We start from the raw sequence: 18,590 nt of genomic DNA, 5'->3' as shown, positions 1-18,590 counted from the left end.
TGATGGCGATTCGAGAAAACCAGTTTAAGAAAGAGGGTTAAAGCTTCGGTTTCCAGACGATGCCTTGCTGTTTCGGGAGTTGATTGATGCGCGCGGTGCAATGGCTTGCTATCCTGCTGGTTTCGGCACCGGGGTTGGTGACGGGGGAGGTCGTGGCTGCTGAAAAAAGCCCGCGCGAAACCGGAGGAAACATGCTGCCGCCGCCAGATGCCGATGCTGCCCTGCGCTCCGAACTGGCGCGGGCCAAGGACAAGAACACACGCGCGGCGCTCGAGCGTTTCATTCGCCGCCATCCGGGCAATCCTCTGGTCGAGGAGGCCCGGCAGGCACTTGAGGCGATGGAGCGGAAATGATCGTCGCCTCCTTGCCAAGCTTCGGGTATCATCGCCGAGGCAGACATCCGGATTCGTGTTTCATCAGGCACGCCGCAACCATAAAGTTTCGGACAGCCGAATAAAGCCGATCCTCAATCCGTAAGAGCTACAATAGCAGTTGACGAACCCCATGGGCCTTGCCAGTCTTGAACCCAAGGGAACTGTCGACTGCCGGTGATATTTGTGGGGGGCGCAAATTGACTGCGGGTGCATACATCGTCTGGTCATTGATTGGTTTTGCAGGCCTGCTTGCCGTGCCTGCCGTCAGTCATACCAATGCCGGCACGACGTTTTCGCTCGTTGCATCATCCATGGCCTTCGTCGGCATGGGCATTGCCCAGTTTCTGGCCACGCGTCCCCCCCTTATCGAACGGCTGTTCGGCGGGCTCGACCGGATTTACCAGCTGCATCGCAAAATCGGCATCGCCGTTCTCGTGCTGATCCTGGCGCACTACTTCATCACGCCGGATTTCAAGGGCCTGGCCCTGACCAGTGGCCTCAACCAGCTTGCAGCCTTTGCCGGGGAATATGCCTTTTATGGTTTTGTCATCCTTCTGGTGCTGAGCCTCGTCAAGATCGTTCCGCGCACCCGGATCGAGATCCCCTATCACCTCTGGCGGATCACGCATCGGCTTATCGGGCTGTTGTTCGTCATGGTCGCCTTCCACCAGATGTTCATCAAGCGGCCCTATGACGGCACGGCGCTGCTGGCCAATTATCTCAATGTCTTCGCGGCCATCGGCATCGCCAGCTATATCTACACGCAGCTTCTGCCCTGGATGCGCACGCGCAGCTACGAAGTGTTCGACGTCAACCGCCACGAGGGGGCGACGATCATTTCGGCGCGCCCGACCGGCCGGGCGCTGAAGGCGAAACCCGGCCAGTTCGGGTTTTTCCGCGTCAACAAGCCCGGCCTGCGCGAGCCGCACCCGTTCACGATTGCGGGGATCGACGATGATGGCGTCGTGCGCTTCGCGATCAAGGCGCTGGGCGACTATACGAAAGCCCTGCGCGAGGGCATTGCTGTCGGCGATGCGGTGACGCTCGAGGGTGGCTACGGACACTTCAACCACAGGCGTGGCGGCAAGAAGCAGATCTGGCTCGCCGGCGGCATCGGCATTACGCCGTTTCTGGCCATGGCCAGCCGCCTTAGGGGTGACGAGGGACAGGATATCCATCTTGTCTATTGCGTGCGTGACCGCAGCGAGGCGATCGGCCTCGAAACCTTCGAGACGCAGGCCGAAAAGCTGCAGAATTTCAGTTTCAGCCTGCATGATTCCGCCAAGGACGGTCGCCTCGACGCCGGGAAGATCGTGGCGGCCAGCACGGTGGACCCTGGCGAAGCAGACCTCTGGTTCTGCGGCCCGCCGCCCTTGAGAGCAGCCATTGAAAAAGGGCTGAAAGCACTCGGCAAGGCACCCAGACGTGTCGAGTTCGAGCAGTTCCAGTTCCGATAAGACGCATAGACGTTTCGATCATTTCAGAAAGCAAGGAGAACAAGCCATGCGCATGTTCGGGAAACTGCCTGAAGGACTTTCCAGCGCACGGGTCCGCCTGATGCGGCCGGCGTGGATCCTGGCGTTCGTCACTGCGGCGATGGTTCAGTGTCCGACGACCGCCTCGGCGCGCGACGCCTTCGCCGACGACGCCTATGCAACCTACAAGGCCAATGCCGAAAACGGCAAGTATCTGTTCGGTGCCGCCGGTTGCGGCGCCTGCCACGGCTCTGGCGCGGATACCGCGCTGCTCTCAGGCGGCATGGCGATGGACACGGCGATCGGCAAGTTCTTCGCCCCGAACATTTCAGCCCATTCCAACGGCATCGGCGGCTGGGGCAATGCCCGCTTCCTGAATGCCGTCATGGTTGGCCTCGATGGCGAGGGCGACAACCTCTATCCCGTCATGCCCTACACGTCCTATGGCGGCATGAAGCCGGAGGATGTGCTGGATATCAAGGCCTATATCGAAACGCTGCCGCAGGCGGATGCCGTGTCGAAGGAACACGAGATCGCCTTTCCGTTCAGCCGGCAAACGACGATCACGCTGTGGAAGCGCAGTCACTTCAACGTCACGGCCTATCAGCCCCGCGAGGAAACGCAGATGGAGCGCGGCCGCTACCTGGTGGAAAATGTCGGCGGCTGCGGCGATTGCCACACGCCGCGCACCACCACATACGGTCTCGACAAGGAGCGGGCCTACGAGGGGGAAAAGGGCCTGACGGGGGCGGTGGCCCCTGACATCACCAAGGCCAAGATGGGGTCTCTGGCATCGCCCGATATCTTCACCGTCGGCCTGATGGAAGAGGGCAAGAAACTGTCGGGCGCCCCGCTCAACGATCCCGTCATGCGCGAGATCGCAAAGGGGCTCGCGGCGCTCTCCGAGGATGACCGCACCGCCATGTATGCCTATCTGGCCGACCGGGAGGTGAAGGCACCGGAACCGGTGGCGCAATCGACGACGGCTGTCTGCAAGGAAAGCACACCCGCAAGTGCGCTGTCCGGCGACAACGCAGCCCTGGCCGGAGCGGCGGATGCGTTTATCGGCAAATATTGCCGCAATTGCCATGGCCCGGGTGAGGGCTCGCAGGGCAGCTATCCGGCCGGCGACCTCGCTTCGATTGCAGCCGATGCGACCTTTGTGACGCCGGGCGATGCGTCGAAGTCCCGCCTTTTCACATCCGTCACCAGCGGCCGCATGCCGCTTGGCAAACGTCCGACAGCCGAAGAGGTCAAGAGCCTCGAGGACTGGATCAATGCGCTGACCGAAACGGATCTTCCGGAAACGGCGGCGAGCAAGCCGGAGCGGGTGCGTCCGATGCTGTCCTATGGCGACTTCATCGAAGCGGCCCTCAAGGATATCTCGAATGTCAACGAACTCGACCGGCCGTATATGCGCTACTTCTCCTATCGCAACCAGTATAACGGCATGATGGGCTGCGAAGACGACAAGACCTTCATGAAGCGCATGGACGTTCTCGCCGGCGGTTTCAAGAAGCTCCTAAACTCGCTCTCCTACGGCCCCGAACTGGTGCTGCCGGAGGAAGTCGAAGACACCAACGGGCTTCTGGTGCGGGTTGACCTGCGCGATCTCGAATGGTCGGAGCAGGACTACAACTTCCTGATCAGCCAGTATTTTTACGGCGTCGATCCGGGCAGCGACGCGTCGCTGCGGGCGCTCAGCAAGGAAACCGAAACGGTCCTGCCGATCATGCGGATCGACTGGTTCATGAGCTTCGGCGCCAGACCGAACATCTACAACTACCTGATGAAGCTGCCGACGCAGATTCGCGACCTTGAACATCGTTTCAAGATCGACGTGGATGAAAACATCCGTCGTCGCAAGGTGATCCGCGCCGGCTTTGCCGATGGTTCCTCGGGCGTGTCGGACCACAACCGCATGCTGGAACGCCATGATATGCCGTTTGGCGGCTATTACTGGAAGTCCTATGACTTCGGCGGCGATGTCGGCAAGCAGGTCTTGAAGCGTTTCCCGCATGGACCGAAGGAACTGGAGCCGCTGGACACCCACCTGACCTCCTTCGAGCATGATGGTGGTGAGATGATCTTCTCGCTGCCGAATGGCCTGCAGGGCTACTACCTGTCGACTGCAGAAGGCAAGCAGATCGATGTCGGGCCAACCGCGATCGTCTCGTTCCGTGAACGGCCGATCGGCAAGGGCATCGAGATCATCAATGCCCGGTCGTGCTTCGACTGCCATGCAAACGGCATTCTGTCGAAGCGTGATCAGTTGCGCGAGCACATCCAGACATCGACGCTGTTCAGCAAGGACCAGCAGGATGTCTTGCTGTCCATGTATGTGCCGCAGGAGCAACTGGACGAAGCCTACAACAAGGACCGCGAACGCTTTGTTGCGGCGCTGGAAAAGCTCGGCGTCACGGAGCCGACGCCGGATGGCGGGCAGCAGAGCATTCTTGCACCCGGCAATGCGGAGCTTTTCACCTACTTCGCCGATAAATACGAGGATGAACTCGATTTCGAGGCGCTGGCGTCGGAGTTCGACATGACCCCGGACGCGTTTTCCGAGGCAATCCGTCGTGTCACGGATCTCGATGCCCTTCGGCTCGGCATCGACTGGGTAACGACGCTTGAAGCGGGCGGCACGATCCCGCGCGCCGAACTCGAGCAGCAATATCCGCTGCTGGTCTACCCGCTGATGCAGCTGGAACCGCTTGACGTGAGCAATGTCTACGCGGCGGCTGACGTCGACCAGGTCGAGATCCAGGGAGGCAGCGACGCCGGCAAGATCGACTTCAAGGCCGGTTATGTCGCGCCCGCCAAGAACGAGGAAGCCTATGTGAAGCCGGCAAATCTTGCCGACGCCGCACCGGCCTATCGCCAGGAACAGGCAAAGGACTACCAGAAGCTGGAACTGGCACTCTATGTCAGCTCGACCACGGCCAGGGTGGGCGATCATCTGACCTTCGAGCTGAGCTCCAACAAGGCTTGCGAGTTGCAGGTGCTGTATGTGGAGGAGACCGGCAATGTCGAGATCATTCCGGCCGCAATGATCGGAAGCACGACGTTGCAGGCGGGCGAGAGGCGCCTGATCCCGCAGCCCGGAAGCGGCAATCTGACCTTCGATACACCGGCGCCGGCCGAAACCATGATCGCCTATTGCCGCGCCGGTGGGCTTGGGGATGCCAGGCTTTCGGCTGAAAAGGCCCGAGACCTGGTCAGGACATCGAACCAGCCGGCGACGCGCGGACTGGCGATCAACCTCGCCAAGCAGGCGGAGAACGACAATGGTGCGAGCGGTGTCCAGATGGTGACGTTCGAGATCAGGTAAAGACAGGGTGGCGGGCCGGCCGGAAACGGTGGGCCCGTCTTCACAAAACGCGGGATCAACACGCGGAATAATGAGGAAAGGACAGGGCCATGGTTTTGAGAACAGCTGTTTTTGCATCCCTGTTTGGGGTGATCTCTGCTGTTCCGGCCGCCGCCGCCTGCACGGCGCTGAGCGATGTCGCCGACCGGATGAATGCCGGCGACGAGGCTGGCGCACGGGCGGTCGCCGCCGCTGATTTTGCACAGACCTGTTCGCCGGATGAGATGGCGATCATCGATCGGGTCGCGGCGCTTGCAACCTTCAACCGCATTGTCGGCGCGGTCGGGCAGGGCCGGAAGCTTCAGGAGTTCGGCGCTGAGCTGGAGACAGTGCAAAAGACCATCGGAGCGCCCTGGCAGGTGCTCGACGCGCTGGGCGACATCAGTCGCGAGCGCAAGGACTATGATTCTGCGGCGCAATACTACCAGCTGGCGCTGGAGGATGCGGCGAACGAGACGCTGACGCCGGACTGGATGGCGCCGGACGCCGATTACATCCGCAGGCTGGACCATCTTGCCGGTGAAATGCGGCTCGTGGCGACCAAGCCGGTCAAGCTTGCCCTGCGCGGGCCCTGCAAGGTTACCTACCGGGGCGTATCCCTGAAAAAGAAATCAACGCCCGTGCGTTATGTGTTCGGTACCGCGGACTTCACGCCGGAGGGGTTGCAGTCCGCCAAGGACGTAAGCGAGTGCCTGAAGTCGGTCAATCCCACGTCGATCACGCTGATCGGCCATACGGACCCGGTCGGTTCGCCGCAGGCCAATCGCAGCCTGTCCCTGAAACGTGCCGAGGCGCTCGGCCACTATCTTGTGTCCGCAGGCTACAAGGGCAGGTGGAAAAGTGTCGGACGGGGCGAGGACGAACCGTTCAAGCCGGATGATGCCAGTGCCTACGACGAGGCAACGCTGCACCAGCTTAACCGTCGTGTCGAACTCGACGTGGAGAATTGACGCATGTTTTGCCGGATCCTCATGGCCGCCACGCTGGGCGCGCTGCCGCTCCAGAATGCTGCGGCGGAAACCTACGCGCTGGTCGTCGGAGCGGATCAATATCCCTATGAAAGCAGTCTTGATGGCGCCGTGAAGGATGCAGAGGACGTCGCGGCTGCGCTGGGCCAGGCGGGCATCACCCAGATTGCCAAATTCATCGACGCAGACGTCACCAAGGTCGCCATTCGCGATGCCTGGACCGATTTCGTCGAGCGGGCCTCCAAGGACGATACGATCATCTTCACCTATGCCGGGCACGGCTCGCAGATGCCGGAACTGGTGGCTGGCGACGAGGATGACGGGCTCGATGAATTCCTGCAATTGCCCGGCTTCGACCGCGACCGTGCTGAGGAAACTGATCACGAGATCATCGTCGACAACGAGCTGAACGCCTGGTTTGCTGAGGCCGAGGCCAAGGGCATCCGCGTGCTTTTCGTCTCCGACAGTTGCCATTCCGGCGGCATGAGCCGGTCGTTTTCCGGCAAGACGCGGCTGGCACCGGCCGTTACCGTAAAACTGTCTGCACCATCAGAAGAAGCAATGTCCGGCGCCAAGCTGCGGGAACGCGATTTCCGCGATGTCACCGTGCTCGCCGCCTCGCTGGAAAGCCAGCCGACGCCCGAAGTGATCATCAATGGCGAGCCGCGCGGTGCCTTGAGCTGGAGTTTCGCGCGCGCCCTTGAAGGGGCCGGCGATCGCAACGGCGACGGCATGATTTCACGGCTGGAACTCGAAGATTATGTTTTTTCCAACGTCAAGAACCAGTCCGAAGCCTTGCAGGTCCCAAATTTCACACCGCAGATACCCCGCTCGCAAGACGAAGTCGTGGTTTCCCTGAGCCGCAGCCTGATACGGCCGACAGAGACAGCGCCCGGGACCGGGACCGGGACCGGGCAGGCAAACGGCCTCAAATCTGCCCGCGATCTCGGCTGGACGGACAAGCTCGCATTGTCCGTTTCGGGCTCGACCATCGCGATCGCCAATATCGGCGGCGCCGGCGTGCCCTATCGCTGGGATGCGGCGGCTGGAAATTTCTACACGCCGAACGGCGACCTTGCCGGCCAGGCGATTACCGAAGCCAGGGTGCAGGGCGTCGTCGACAAATTCGTGCTGCTCGATTTCCTCAAGGCGATGGCCAGCCAGAAGGCCGGCACGGTCTCGCTGACGCCGCTCAAGGACCTGTATCGGAGCGGGGACCGGCTGACATTTGCGGCGCCGGCCTCCGGCTATAGCAGCCGCGTCGTCTTCAATCTCGCCAATACCGGTGAAGTGCAACTGATCGACGTCCAGTCTGCCGCAAGCGAGGCCGCATTCAAGCTGCCGGATCTGGAGGTCGTCAGGCCATTCGGCGCCGATCATCTCGTGGTGATCGCGACCAACGAGCCGGTCGATGCGATTGCTGCCGTGCTCGCCAGTCCCTCGATCGACGCAGCAACCCTGCTGCAGGTCCTGCAAACGCGGATCGATGCATCAGACAGCAGCATCGCGATCCAGCCGCTCTACACACAGGAGAGGCCGTGATGGAGAGCATGATCCGCGTTTGGCGCCGTTTCCTGCCGGCCTGCGTGTGGCTGGCGGTGATGGTATCGCCCCTGCAGGCGGCCGACAGGGCGCTTTTGATCGGCATTGGGACCTATGAAAGCCTGCCGCCGGACATGTTCCTGCACGGTCCGAAGAACGATGTCCTGGCCATGCAGGATCTCTTGACCAACACACTGGATTTCGAGCCGGACAGCATCCGTGTGCTCAAGGATGCGCAAGCCAGCCGCGCTTCGATCCTGTCCTCGATCGAGGACTGGCTGATCAGGGATACAAAGGATGGCGATCGCATCTTTCTCTATTTCTCCGGCCACGGCCTGCAGGTCAAGGACCTGAACGAGGATGAGGAGGACGGCATGGACGAGGCGCTCTCAACCTACGATATCAAGGCTGTCGACAGCGACTGGACCAATGTCATTCTGGATGATGATATCGAGCCGCTGCTGGAGAGGATGAAGGGCAGGGTGGTGACGCTGGTCATCGACGCCTGCCATTCCGGCACGATTTCGCGTTCGCTTTCGCCGGATGTGGCCGCCGGCATCAAAGGCGCACGCTACCTGCCGCGTCCCTTTGCCCAGCCGGTCCAGCAGGCATTGACCCGCGGGCTGCGGATCGACGCTGGCGTCGTCGACAAGCCCGTCGTCAAGGAAAGCGGCGTGACCACCTGGAGTGCGGCGGCCCCCTATCAGGTGGCATGGGACGATGTGCGCCTGCCGGAAGACAAGCGCCACGGCGTCTTCACCTCCGCCTATATTGGTGGCCACACGCCGACCGCTTCCGATGGCAATGGCAATGGCCTGATCAGCAAGGCCGAATTGTTCGAATATGTGAAGGCGCAGTCGCAGGCCTACTGCCAGTCGCAGCAAAATTGCGAAAACCTCGATCCGCAACTGGAAACACTGACTGCCGCGCTCGGCACAAGCGTCGTCGAGCCACAGCCTGTGCCTGACGACGTGGCTGCAGCGCCTGACGAGCAGAAGCACGACGCCACTTACGAGCAGGTCAAGGTCGAGGCCTCCGCGCAACCCGTCTATGTCGATGCCAATCCGGTGTCAGCGGTCGGCGATATCGTCGGCAAGGCAGACACTGGCGACGTCACGATCGCGCTCGATCGCGGACCGAAGATGAAAAAGGGCGATGTCTTCAAGGTTTCGGTGACCAGCAAACTGGGCGGCAATCTGATCCTGCTCGATGTCAACACGAACGGGATTGCCACGCAGTTCTTTCCGAACGAGTTTGCCCAGAAGATCACGCCGCTCAGGGCCGGTTCGACGCTGACCATGCCGGATGATTATTACGGGTTCGATTTCGAGGCAGACGGGTCCGGCGAAAGCATCATGGTGGCGATCGTCGTCAGCGATGCGGTCGACCTTGATTCTCTCGCGCCCTATGAGCGTGGCCTCAAGGTCGAACTCAATGCCCGGGAAACGCTGAGCGATATCGTTGCGCGCCTGCAAAAGACCTGGACCGGAGATCTTGAAAATCGCGGCATCCAATGGTCGATGACGACGCTGAAATACAGCGTCGAGTAACGTCAGCCACGATCCAAGGAGACGAAAAAGGTCCGCTTCGATGGAAGCGGACCTTTTGTTTTCGCACGGATATTTCGATCAGTGCAGGATCTGGCTGAGGAACAGCTTGGTGCGTTCGTGCTGCGGATTGTCGAAGAACTCGGCCGGCTCGTTCTGTTCGACGATCTGGCCCTGGTCCATGAAGATCACGCGGTTTGCAACCTGACGCGCAAAGCCCATTTCGTGGGTGACGCAGAGCATGGTCATGCCTTCTTCCGCAAGGCCCACCATCGTATCCAGAACTTCCTTGATCATTTCCGGGTCGAGTGCGGATGTCGGCTCGTCAAACAGCATGACGCGCGGGTTCATGCAGAGCGAGCGGGCAATCGCCACGCGCTGCTGCTGGCCACCGGACAACTGGCCCGGATATTTATGGGCCTGTTCCGGGATCTTGACGCGCTTGAGGAAGTGCATCGCCACTTCTTCCGCCTGCTTCTTCGGCATCTTGCGGACCCAGATCGGGGCCAGCGTGCAGTTTTCGAGAATCGTCAGGTGCGGGAAGAGGTTGAAGTGCTGGAACACCATGCCGACTTCGCGGCGCACTTCGTCGATCTTCTTCAGGTCGTTGGTGAGTTCGATACCGTCGACAAAGATATTGCCCTTCTGGTGCTCTTCCAGCCGGTTGATGCAGCGGATCATCGTCGACTTACCCGAGCCCGAAGGGCCGGCGATGACGATGCGTTCACCGCGCATGACCTTCAGGTTGATGTCGCGCAGAACGTGGAAGTCGCCATACCACTTGTTCATGCCGACGATTTCGACGGCGACGTCGGTGGCGGAGACTTCCATTTTTGAGGTTGCGGCTTCGGTTGCCATTGTTGTTTCCCCTTGAGAGTTATCGTTTGTGGCCTTTGTCGAGCAGGCGTTCCATGAACCCCGAATAGCGCGACATGCCGAAGCAGAAAATCCAGAACGTGAAGCCTGCAAAGATCAGGCCCGAGATCGGTGTGACGGGTGATGCCCAGTTCGAGTCGGAGAAGTTCAGGCGAACGATGCCGAGAAGGTCGAACATGCCGATGATCGAGACGAGCGATGTATCCTTGAAGAGACCGATGAAGGTATTGACGATCCCGGGAATAACGAGCTTCAGGGCCTGCGGCAGAATGATCAGGTTCATCTTGTGCCAGTAGCTGAGACCGAGCGAATCGGCGCCTTCGGCCTGCCCCTTGGGGATCGCCTGCAAGCCGCCCCGGATGACTTCTGCCATATAGGCGGATGCAAAGAACGAGACGCCGATCAGCGCGCGCAGGAACTTATCGACCGTCATGCCCTGCGGCAGGAAAAGCGGCAGCATGACGCTTGCCATGAACAGCACCGTGATCAGCGGAATGCCACGCACGATTTCGATGAAGATCGTGCAGATCATCCGGATGACCGGCATTTGTGACCGACGACCGAGTGCGAGCACGATGCCGAAGGGCAGGGAGACAGCGATGCCGACGAAGGACAGGATCAGGGTGACCATCAGGCCGCCCCAGAGCGGTGTTTCGACCGGTACCAGTCCGAAAACGCCACCGAGCAACAGCACGAAAGCGAAGATCGGCAAGGCGATGAACAGAAGGATCGCATTGATGATCTTGTGCGGCACCTTGGGCATCAGCATGGGAATGAGCAGTGCGATGAAGAGGGCACCGACCAGAATGGGCCGCCAGCGTTCTTCGACCGGATAGCGGCCGAACAGGAACTGGTCGAACTTGGCGCCAACGAAGGCCCAGCAACCGCCACTCCAGCCTTCCGGCTGTGATCCGCCCTGCGCCACCGTGGCGCAGACCCCGCGTCCGCCCCCGGTCCAGGACGCATCGATAAACAGCCACTTGACTGCCGGTGGCACCATCCAGACCAGAATGAGGAATGCGATGATCGTCAGGACGGAGTCCTTCGGTGTCGCAAACATATTCTTCTTCATCCACGCGCCGAGCCCCTTCTGGAGCCCCGGCGGCGGTTCTTGTGCGAGCATGTCGCGGCGAACGAAATTGATTGCCTCAGCGTTCATGATCTTATCTCTCCACCAATGCCATCCTGGCGTTGAACCAATTCATGAATAGCGACGTCGAAAGGCTCAATGTCAGGTAGACAATGATCCAGATCGTGACGATCTCGATTGCCTGACCTGTCTGGTTGAGGATCGTGCCGCCGACAGCTACGAGATCGGCATAACCGATGGCGATGGCCAGCGACGAGTTTTTGGTCAGGTTGAGGTATTGGCTGGTGAGCGGTGGAATGACGATGCGCATGGCCTGCGGAATGACCACCAGCCGCGTTGTCAGTCCGGGCCGGATGCCCAGCGCATGGGCTGCTTCCGACTGCCCCTTGCTGACACCGAGGATGCCGGCGCGCACGATTTCGGCGATAAACGAAGCGGTATAGAAGGACAGCGCGAGGAACAGAGACAGGAATTCCGGCCCGACGACGGAGCCGCCTGTCAGGTTGAACCGGCCTGCAATGGGGATGTCGAAGGACAGCGGCCTGCCCGTGAGCAAGAAGACGACCAGCGGAACGCCGATCATCAGGCCAAGAACCGTCGGCAGCAGCGGAAAGGTCTGGCCGGTCTCCATCTGGCGTTTGCGCGCGAAGCGGGCAATGAAGAAGCTGGCAATCGCACCAAGGACAAACGCATAGAAGGTAAACTGCGTCATGCTTTCGAAGACCGGTCTGGGAAATGCCACGCCACGATTGCTGACATAGATATCAAACGGAAGCTCCAGCGCGTCGCGGGCCTGCGGCATGACGGCAAGAACGCCGCTGTACCAGAAAAAGATAACAAGCAGCGGCGGGATATTCCGGAAGAACTCGACATAGATCATCGCCAGCTTGGCGATCAGCCAATTGTGCGACAGCCGGCCGATGCCGACGAGGAAGCCGATGATGGTCGCGGTGATGATCCCGCAGAAGGCAACGAGCAGCGTGTTGACGAAACCGACGAGCAACGCCCGTCCATAGGTGGAATCGGAGCTGTATTGGATGAGCGATTGCCCGACATCGAACCCGGCGCGGCCGTTCAGGAAGCCATAGCCTGAAGCGATGTTGGCGCGCTGGAGATTTTCAATCGTGTTGATGGCGACCCAGTAAACGAAGCCCACCAGCAGCAAAATCGTCAAGCCTTGGTAGAGGTAGCCGCGAAATTTCGGGTCGTTCAAAATGGATCGTGTCGGGCGATCCTTGCCGGACGGAGTCGTGGCGTCAACGGTCATTCAGTGCCTCATTTCCCCTGAACACCCTGTTTGGGCGTTTCTTTATTTTTAGGATGACAAAGCGGCCGGAGCCGCTTTGTCGATTTTCGATAAGGTCTTAGCGTACCGGAGGTGCGTACTGGATGCCGCCCTTGCTCCACAGTGCGTTCAGGCCGCGCTCGATCTTCAGCGGGCTGGACGGGCCAACATTGCGATCGAAGGATTCGCCGTAATTGCCGACGGCCTTGATGATGTTGACAGCCCAGTCATTGGTCAGGCCGAGGTCGGTGCCGATCTTGGTATCGGCTTCAACGCCGAGGAAGCGCTGGATGTCAGGATTCGGCGACTTCTTCATCTCTTCGACGTTGGCCGACGTGATGCCAAAGTCTTCGGCGTTGATCATCGCATAATGCGCCCATGTCACGATGTCGAACCACTGGTCGTCGCCCTGGCGAACGGCTGGTCCAAGCGGCTCTTTCGAGATGATTTCCGGCAGGATGATGTGATCATCCGGAGCGGCAAGCGTCAGACGCAGGGAATACAGGCCCGACTGGTCGGTCGTGTAGACGTCGCAACGGCCGGCATCATAGGCAGCGTTCACTTCTTCGAGCTTTTCGAAGACCACCGGGTTGTACTGGAGGTTGTTGGCCTTGAAATAATCGGCGAGGTTAAGCTCGGTCGTCGTGCCGCTCTGGACGCAGACGGCGGCACCGGAAAGTTCCAGCGCCGACTTGACCTCGAGCCCCTTGCGAACCATGAAGCCCTGACCGTCATAATAGTTGACGGCGCGGAAATTGAAGCCGAGTGCGGTGTCGCGGTTCAGGGTCCAGGTCGTGTTGCGCGTGAGAACATCGACTTCACCGGACTGCAGGGCCGGGAAACGGTCCTTTGCGGATGTCGGCGTGAACTTGACCTTCGTTGCATCGCCGAACACGGCTGCTGCGACCGCCTTGCAGTAGTCGACGTCGAGACCGCTCCAGTTGCCCGATGCATCCGGTGCCGAAAAGCCGGCCAGACCGGAGTTTACGCCGCATTGAACGAAGCCCTTTGCCTTGACATCGTCAAGTGTCGCGCCAGACGCGGCCTGTGTGCCAATTGCCATGACTGCAGCGCCCGCGAGCGCCGCCAAGATCATTTTTGTCATTTTTTGTAACCCTTTTTGTTGTCTTGTTCGTCCCGCAGCCTGCAGCCGTGTAAGGCGAGACATGCGGCCCCCGCCACCCTCCTGGCGCGAGTGGGACCTATCTCATGCCCAAAACGCCGCAGGGTCAAGACATGTTGCCGATTTTATGTGCCGCGCGGACCAATTCCTCAGTTTCGATCTAAATTTAGGCGTTTCACCGCGATTAAGTGCAGGATTATGCTTAAAAATGGGACTTCCCAGTTGTTCTCAGGAGATTTCTCCCGTGTGCAGCTGTCAGAATGCCCTTGACCCGCTTGGCGCAGACACCGAAAACTCGGTCAATAGTTTCTCCAATGGAATGATGCAATGACAGATAGAAAGACCATTCTGGCCGGGGCAGGCGTGAACACCCGTCTGAGCCATACAGGAAACAACCCGGCCGACTACCACGGCTTCGTCAATCCGCCCGTCGTGCGCGCCTCGACAGTTCTGTTCCCGGATGCCAAGACCATGGAAACCCGGGCGCAGAAATACATCTATGGCACCCGGGGCACGCCGACCACCGACGCGCTCTGCGAAGCGATCGATGCGTTGGAAGGCTCTGCCGGGACCATTCTTGTGCCGTCGGGTCTGGCGGCTGTCACGGTTCCGTTCCTCGCCTTCCTGTCGGCCGGCGATCATGCGCTGATCGTCGATTCGGTCTATTTCCCCACCCGTCATTTTTGCACCACCATGCTGACGCGGCTCGGCGTGACGGTCGAATACTATGACCCGATGATCGGTGCCGGGATCGAATCGCTGATCCGGGCGAACACCAAGCTGGTGCACACGGAAGCGCCGGGTTCCAACACCTTCGAGATGCAGGACATCGCTGCGATCGCGGCTGCCGCCCACCGCCACGGCTGCGTGGTGACGATGGACAATACCTGGGCGACACCCCTCTATTTCAAGCCGCTCGACCATGGCGTCGATATTTCCATTCATGCCGCCACCAAATATCCGTCCGGCCATTCTGACATCCTGATGGGCACGGTTTCGGCCAATGCGACGCATTGGGCGCAACTGAAGGAAGCCAATCTCACGCTCGGCATCTGCGGGTCGCCCGACGACAGCTACCAGATCCTGCGCGGCCTCAGGACAATGGGCCTGCGCCTGGAACGGCACCAGGAAAGCACGCTCAACCTCGCGCGCTGGCTGGCCGAACGCGACGACGTTGCGCGTGTCCTGCATCCGGCCTTGCCGAGCTTCCCCGGCCACGACCTCTGGAAGCGTGACTTCTGCGGCTCCAGCGGTATTTTTTCGATCGTGCTCAAGGTGGAGAGCGAGGACAGGTTCAAGGCGAAGGCGCACGCCTTCCTCAATGCCCTGTCGCTTTTCGGCCTCGGTTATTCCTGGGGTGGCTATGAGAGCCTTGCGGTGCATGTCAGCCTTTCGGACCGCACGATCTCCAAGGCGCCGACCGAAGGGCCGGTGCTGCGTCTGCAGATCGGTCTCGAAGACGTGGCAGACCTGCGCAAGGACATCGAAGCCGGCCTGAGCGCGGCCGCAGCCGTCTGAGGGCCGCTCAGTCGCCGGCGCTGTAGCCGTACAGCCAGTCGAGATCGGCGGCCAGATCCTCTGGCCGCTTCCGTGACAGGACCAGGTTGCGGGCCAGGCCGACCGGGCCGCTGGCATGGTAGGCAAAGCGGTTGAAGGCGCCGCGCGCCCGGACTTTCCCGATCCGCTTTTTGCGGTGTTCGACGAAGGCGGCCAGCGCCTGTGGCTGTGAGCGGCCAGAATCGAGAAAGGCGGCCAGCTCCCAGGCATCCTCGATCGCCATCGCCGCGCCCTGCGCTGCAAACGGCATCATCGCATGGGCGGCATCGCCGATCAGGATGGTGTCGCGCCCGTTGTGCCAGGGGCCATCGCTGACTTCGTGGAGCGGCCAGAAAGTCGGCTCTGGGCTGAGCCCGATCAAGCGGCGCAGGTCCGGATGCCAGCCTGAAAGGGCGGCGAGCAGTTCGCTCTGCCGCGCCCCGGCAGCGCTCCCATCCCATGACAGGCTTTGGCCGGAGAGTCCCTTCGTGATGGCAACCAGATTGAACAATTTCGCGTCCCGCAAAGGATAGGCGACGAGATGTGCCTTTCGACCGAGGAACGCGATGACCCTGCCTGGGTCGAGCAGTGAAGGCGCCGCGTCCCAGCCGACAGTGAGGCGGAAGGCGACATGGCCGGAAAATAGCGCCCGGCCGGCCTCCGCAACCTGCGTTCGCACGGACGACCAGACCCCGTCGGCACCAATAATCAGTCCGGCAGCTTGGCCTGTGAGGGCGGCAATCGATTGAGGGTCTGCGGTTTCCAGCTTTTGTCCAAGGTGCAGCCGGCAGAGCGGCTGCCGCGCAACGGCCTCGATCAGGATGCGTTGCAGGCTGGCGCGATGCAGCACGCCGTAGGGCGCCTTCCATCGGTTTCGTGCGAAGGCGCCAGACGGCACCTGCGCCAGGGGCTTCAGCGTCCGTCCGTCGACCAGCGCGATCACATTCGGCTCGGTCCAGACGGCTTCGAGCGCCGGCAGAAGCCCCAGACGCGCGAGGATACCAGTTGCGTTCGGTGAGAGTTGCAGCCCGGCACCGATGCTGCTGAGTTCTGCGGCCTGCTCGATGATGTCGACGGAAAAACCGCGGCTGGCCAGCGAAAGTGCCGCCGTCAGGCCGGCGATGCCGGCACCGACGATCGCAATCGATACGCTCTCAGGCATTGAGATTTCTTTCGCCGCTCTGCGGCTCAGGCTGCCCTGGCGTGAAACACGCAGCCGTCCGGCACGGTCTGCTCGGCCTTCAGCGTACGATCGAAGCGGTAGAGCGTCGAGCAGTAGGGGCAGACTTTTTCGTTGTCGTCGCCCATGTCGAGATAGACATGCGGGTGGTCGAAGGGCACTGACGCACCCGTGCACATGAATTCCTTGACGCCGATCTCGATGACCCGGTGACCGCCGTCGTTCTGGAAATGAGGAATACCGTGCCCGGCCATGTCGTGCTCCACTGAAGTCTGCTGATGCATCTCTAATTCGGGCCGCACCATAGGGGGCTTTGTTTGAAAAGTGTAGCTGTAAAGATGCCGCGCCTTTCGCTTTTGCGTTGGTTTTGGCGCGCCGGGGGTTTTCCCCCGCGGCAGAAAATTCTAGGTTCCGGGCGCAACAGGACAAAGCCATGACCCTCGATCCGCCGCTGTTTTCCAAGTTTCGCCATGACGGCCTCGACATCGCCTTTTTCGACGCGGGTGATCCTTCCGGCGATCCGATCCTGCTGATTCACGGTTTTGCCTCGAGCGCCAACGTCAACTGGGTGTTTCCCGGCTGGCTGAAAACGCTGGGTGATACCGGTTACCGCGTGATGGCGCTCGACAATCGCGGCCACGGGGCCAGCAGCAAGCCGCACGATCCGGCCCTGTATCATGCAGAGGTGATGGCCGGCGACGCCGCAGCCCTGCTTGACCATCTGGGGATCGCAAAGGCCCATATCATGGGCTATTCGATGGGCGCGCGCATATCCGCATTTCTTGCGCTCTATCACCCCGATCGCGTGCGCTCGCTGATCCTCGGCGGCCTTGGCATCGGCATGGTCACCGGTGTCGGTGACTGGGATCCGATCGCGGATGCCTTGCGCGCGCCGTCGCTGGATGTGGTGACGCATGAGAGGGGCCGTATGTTCCGGGCCTTTGCCGACCAGACGAAAAGCGACCGTGTCGCGCTTGCCGCCTGCATCTCCACCTCGCGTGACCTGTTGACGCAAGCCGAGATGGCTCGCATCGATGTGCCCGCGCTCATCGGTGTCGGCACGGCAGACGACATTGCCGGCTCGCCCCAGGAACTCGCCGCCCTGATGCCCCAGGCAACCGCGCTCGACATCCCGGGCCGCGATCACATGCTGGCGGTCGGAGACAGGGTGTTCAAGAAGGCGGCGCTCGAATTTCTGGCAGCCATCGGCCCCGCTTAGAGACCGCGAAGGCGGACGCCTTGTGGGCAAAGGCATCCCACGGGCTCGTCCGTGACGGGAATGTCATTTGCATCTGCCCATTTATGTCGGCAGGATTTTATCCTATATTCGCGCAGGGTGCCGACACAGCGCGACGAAAACGAAGGAGAGCGACGATGGTCGCCAAGACCGATCTACGTCAGACCGAGACCGTCAAGGCCATGGACCCGATTTGGGACAGCCTGCAGCAGGAAGCGCGTGCCGCGTCCGAACAGGAACCGCTCCTGGCCGCTTTCCTTTACTCGACCATCATCAATCAGCACTCCCTGGAGGAAACCGTCATCCATCGCATCTGCGAGCGGCTCGACCATCCGGATCTCCAGGCGAACCTGCTGCGCCAGACCTTTGCGGAAATGCTGTCGGATTGGCCGGAATGGGGCGCCATCCTGCGCGTCGATATCCAGGCGGTCTACGATCGTGACCCGGCCTGCACGCGGTTTATGGAGGTGATCCTCTATTTCAAGGGTTTCCACGCGATCCAGACGCACAGGCTGGCCCATTGGCTGCTTGAACACGGCCGCCGCGATCTGGCGCTCTATCTGCAGAGCCGGTCGTCGTCGGTGTTCCAGACAGACATCAATCCGGCCGCGCGGATCGGCAAGGGGATCTTTCTCGACCATGCCACCGGTCTCGTTGTCGGCGAGACGGCTGTCATCGGCGACAACGTCTCGATCCTGCACGGCGTGACCTTGGGTGGCACGGGCAAGGAAGGCAGCGACCGCCATCCGAAGATCGGCAATGGCGTGCTGATCGGTGCCGGTGCCAAGATCCTCGGTAACATTCACATCGGCAATTGCTCCAGGGTCGCGGCCGGTTCCGTGGTGCTGAAACCGGTGCCGCCGAAAACCACGGTGGCCGGTGTTCCGGCGCGCGTGGTCGGCGAAGCCGGTTGCTCGGAGCCGTCGCGGTCCATGGACCAGTTGCTGGCAACGACGTTCGAAATCTGATCACCATCCATCGCCCTTT

General features: G+C 60.9%; 15 protein-coding genes. 9 read left to right on the top strand and 6 right to left on the bottom strand.

Going from position 1 to position 18,590, the window contains the following annotated elements; all coding sequences use genetic code 11:
• Nucleotides 1-86: 86 nt before the first annotated feature.
• The 6 genes from AX760_RS26950 (at nt 87) to AX760_RS25580 (ending at nt 9,279) form a co-directional block, all read left to right on the top strand.
• Nucleotides 87-353 carry a hypothetical protein gene (locus AX760_RS26950; protein WP_071835838.1) on the top strand — a complete coding sequence of 89 codons (267 nt, stop codon included), beginning with the start codon at nt 87-89 and terminating at the stop codon, nt 351-353.
• Between the two features lie 218 nt (nt 354-571).
• Nucleotides 572-1,831: a ferredoxin reductase family protein gene (locus AX760_RS25600; RefSeq protein WP_071835837.1), complete on the top strand. Its 1,260-nt coding sequence runs from the start codon at nt 572-574 to the stop codon at nt 1,829-1,831.
• 46 nt (nt 1,832-1,877) lie between these two features.
• On the top strand, nt 1,878-5,180 hold the full coding sequence (locus tag AX760_RS25595) for a c-type cytochrome (protein ID WP_071835836.1): 3,303 nt from the start codon (nt 1,878-1,880) through the stop codon (nt 5,178-5,180).
• 89 nt (nt 5,181-5,269) lie between these two features.
• On the top strand, nt 5,270-6,169 hold the full coding sequence (locus AX760_RS25590; protein ID WP_071835835.1) for an OmpA family protein: 900 nt from the start codon (nt 5,270-5,272) through the stop codon (nt 6,167-6,169).
• Nucleotides 6,170-6,172: 3 nt separating this feature from the next.
• Entirely contained in the window at nt 6,173-7,729 is a 1,557-nt protein-coding gene (locus AX760_RS25585; RefSeq protein ID WP_071835834.1) for a caspase family protein, read from the top strand.
• Nucleotides 7,729-9,279 carry a caspase family protein gene (locus AX760_RS25580; protein WP_071835833.1) on the top strand — a complete coding sequence of 517 codons (1,551 nt, stop codon included), beginning with the start codon at nt 7,729-7,731 and terminating at the stop codon, nt 9,277-9,279. Before AX760_RS25585 ends, AX760_RS25580 begins: the two co-directional genes overlap by 1 nt.
• A gap of 78 nt (nt 9,280-9,357) precedes the next feature.
• Here AX760_RS25580 and AX760_RS25575 read toward each other — a convergent pair whose 3' ends face one another.
• From AX760_RS25575 to AX760_RS25560, 4 genes are all read right to left on the bottom strand, one after another.
• The gene (locus AX760_RS25575) at nt 9,358-10,134 is read right to left on the bottom strand and encodes an amino acid ABC transporter ATP-binding protein (protein WP_071835832.1); all 777 of its coding nucleotides are present in this window, start codon (nt 10,132-10,134) and stop codon (nt 9,358-9,360) included.
• A 19-nt stretch (nt 10,135-10,153) separates the two neighbouring features.
• The gene (locus AX760_RS25570) at nt 10,154-11,311 is read right to left on the bottom strand and encodes an amino acid ABC transporter permease (protein ID WP_071835831.1); all 1,158 of its coding nucleotides are present in this window, start codon (nt 11,309-11,311) and stop codon (nt 10,154-10,156) included.
• Between the two features lie 4 nt (nt 11,312-11,315).
• Nucleotides 11,316-12,509: an amino acid ABC transporter permease gene (locus AX760_RS25565; RefSeq protein WP_071835830.1), complete on the bottom strand. Its 1,194-nt coding sequence runs from the start codon at nt 12,507-12,509 to the stop codon at nt 11,316-11,318.
• 97 nt (nt 12,510-12,606) lie between these two features.
• Nucleotides 12,607-13,632: an amino acid ABC transporter substrate-binding protein gene (locus AX760_RS25560; RefSeq protein WP_071835829.1), complete on the bottom strand. Its 1,026-nt coding sequence runs from the start codon at nt 13,630-13,632 to the stop codon at nt 12,607-12,609.
• A 345-nt stretch (nt 13,633-13,977) separates the two neighbouring features.
• On the opposite strand from AX760_RS25560, the gene AX760_RS25555 reads away from it, so the two are divergent.
• Nucleotides 13,978-15,168, top strand: coding sequence for a cystathionine beta-lyase (locus tag AX760_RS25555; RefSeq protein WP_071835828.1), 1,191 nt, complete (start codon nt 13,978-13,980; stop codon nt 15,166-15,168).
• A gap of 7 nt (nt 15,169-15,175) precedes the next feature.
• On the opposite strand, the gene AX760_RS25550 is transcribed toward AX760_RS25555, so the two are convergent.
• Nucleotides 15,176-16,348, bottom strand: coding sequence for an FAD-dependent oxidoreductase (locus tag AX760_RS25550; protein ID WP_071835827.1), 1,173 nt, complete (start codon nt 16,346-16,348; stop codon nt 15,176-15,178).
• Between the two features lie 26 nt (nt 16,349-16,374).
• Nucleotides 16,375-16,620 carry a zinc-finger domain-containing protein gene (locus AX760_RS25545; RefSeq protein WP_071835826.1) on the bottom strand — a complete coding sequence of 82 codons (246 nt, stop codon included), beginning with the start codon at nt 16,618-16,620 and terminating at the stop codon, nt 16,375-16,377.
• Between the two features lie 179 nt (nt 16,621-16,799).
• Here AX760_RS25545 and AX760_RS25540 point away from each other — a divergent pair, with 179 nt between their 5' ends.
• Both AX760_RS25540 and cysE read left to right on the top strand, forming a co-directional pair.
• A complete protein-coding gene (locus AX760_RS25540; RefSeq protein WP_071835825.1) occupies nt 16,800-17,585 on the top strand; it encodes an alpha/beta fold hydrolase in 786 nt (261 codons plus the stop codon).
• A gap of 155 nt (nt 17,586-17,740) precedes the next feature.
• Nucleotides 17,741-18,571 (top strand): serine O-acetyltransferase, encoded by an 831-nt coding sequence (gene cysE, locus AX760_RS25535; RefSeq protein WP_071835824.1) that lies wholly within the window; start codon nt 17,741-17,743, stop codon nt 18,569-18,571.
• Nucleotides 18,572-18,590 lie beyond the last annotated feature (19 nt).

The sequence above is a fragment of the Pararhizobium antarcticum genome, from assembly GCF_001885585.1.
Classification (GTDB): Bacteria; Pseudomonadota; Alphaproteobacteria; order Rhizobiales; family Rhizobiaceae; genus Pararhizobium; species Pararhizobium antarcticum.
This window is presented reverse-complemented; position numbering and strand designations above follow the sequence as displayed.

Excerpts from the sequence above, each read along its gene's own strand:
- AX760_RS26950 (WP_071835838.1), top strand. The coding sequence starts at position 87 with ATGCGCGCGGTGCAATGGCTTGCTATCCTGCTGGTTTCGGCACCGGGG.
- AX760_RS25595 (WP_071835836.1), top strand. The coding sequence starts at position 1,878 with ATGCGCATGTTCGGGAAACTGCCTGAAGGACTTTCCAGCGCACGGGTC.
- AX760_RS25590 (WP_071835835.1), top strand. The coding sequence starts at position 5,270 with ATGGTTTTGAGAACAGCTGTTTTTGCATCCCTGTTTGGGGTGATCTCT.
- AX760_RS25585 (WP_071835834.1), top strand. The coding sequence starts at position 6,173 with ATGTTTTGCCGGATCCTCATGGCCGCCACGCTGGGCGCGCTGCCGCTC.
- AX760_RS25580 (WP_071835833.1), top strand. The coding sequence starts at position 7,729 with ATGGAGAGCATGATCCGCGTTTGGCGCCGTTTCCTGCCGGCCTGCGTG.
- AX760_RS25575 (WP_071835832.1), bottom strand. The coding sequence starts at position 10,134 with ATGGCAACCGAAGCCGCAACCTCAAAAATGGAAGTCTCCGCCACCGAC.
- AX760_RS25570 (WP_071835831.1), bottom strand. The coding sequence starts at position 11,311 with ATGAACGCTGAGGCAATCAATTTCGTTCGCCGCGACATGCTCGCACAA.
- AX760_RS25565 (WP_071835830.1), bottom strand. The coding sequence starts at position 12,509 with ATGACCGTTGACGCCACGACTCCGTCCGGCAAGGATCGCCCGACACGA.
- AX760_RS25560 (WP_071835829.1), bottom strand. The coding sequence starts at position 13,632 with ATGACAAAAATGATCTTGGCGGCGCTCGCGGGCGCTGCAGTCATGGCA.
- AX760_RS25555 (WP_071835828.1), top strand. The coding sequence starts at position 13,978 with ATGACAGATAGAAAGACCATTCTGGCCGGGGCAGGCGTGAACACCCGT.
- AX760_RS25550 (WP_071835827.1), bottom strand. The coding sequence starts at position 16,348 with ATGCCTGAGAGCGTATCGATTGCGATCGTCGGTGCCGGCATCGCCGGC.
- AX760_RS25545 (WP_071835826.1), bottom strand. The coding sequence starts at position 16,620 with ATGGCCGGGCACGGTATTCCTCATTTCCAGAACGACGGCGGTCACCGG.
- AX760_RS25540 (WP_071835825.1), top strand. The coding sequence starts at position 16,800 with ATGACCCTCGATCCGCCGCTGTTTTCCAAGTTTCGCCATGACGGCCTC.
- cysE (WP_071835824.1), top strand. The coding sequence starts at position 17,741 with ATGGTCGCCAAGACCGATCTACGTCAGACCGAGACCGTCAAGGCCATG.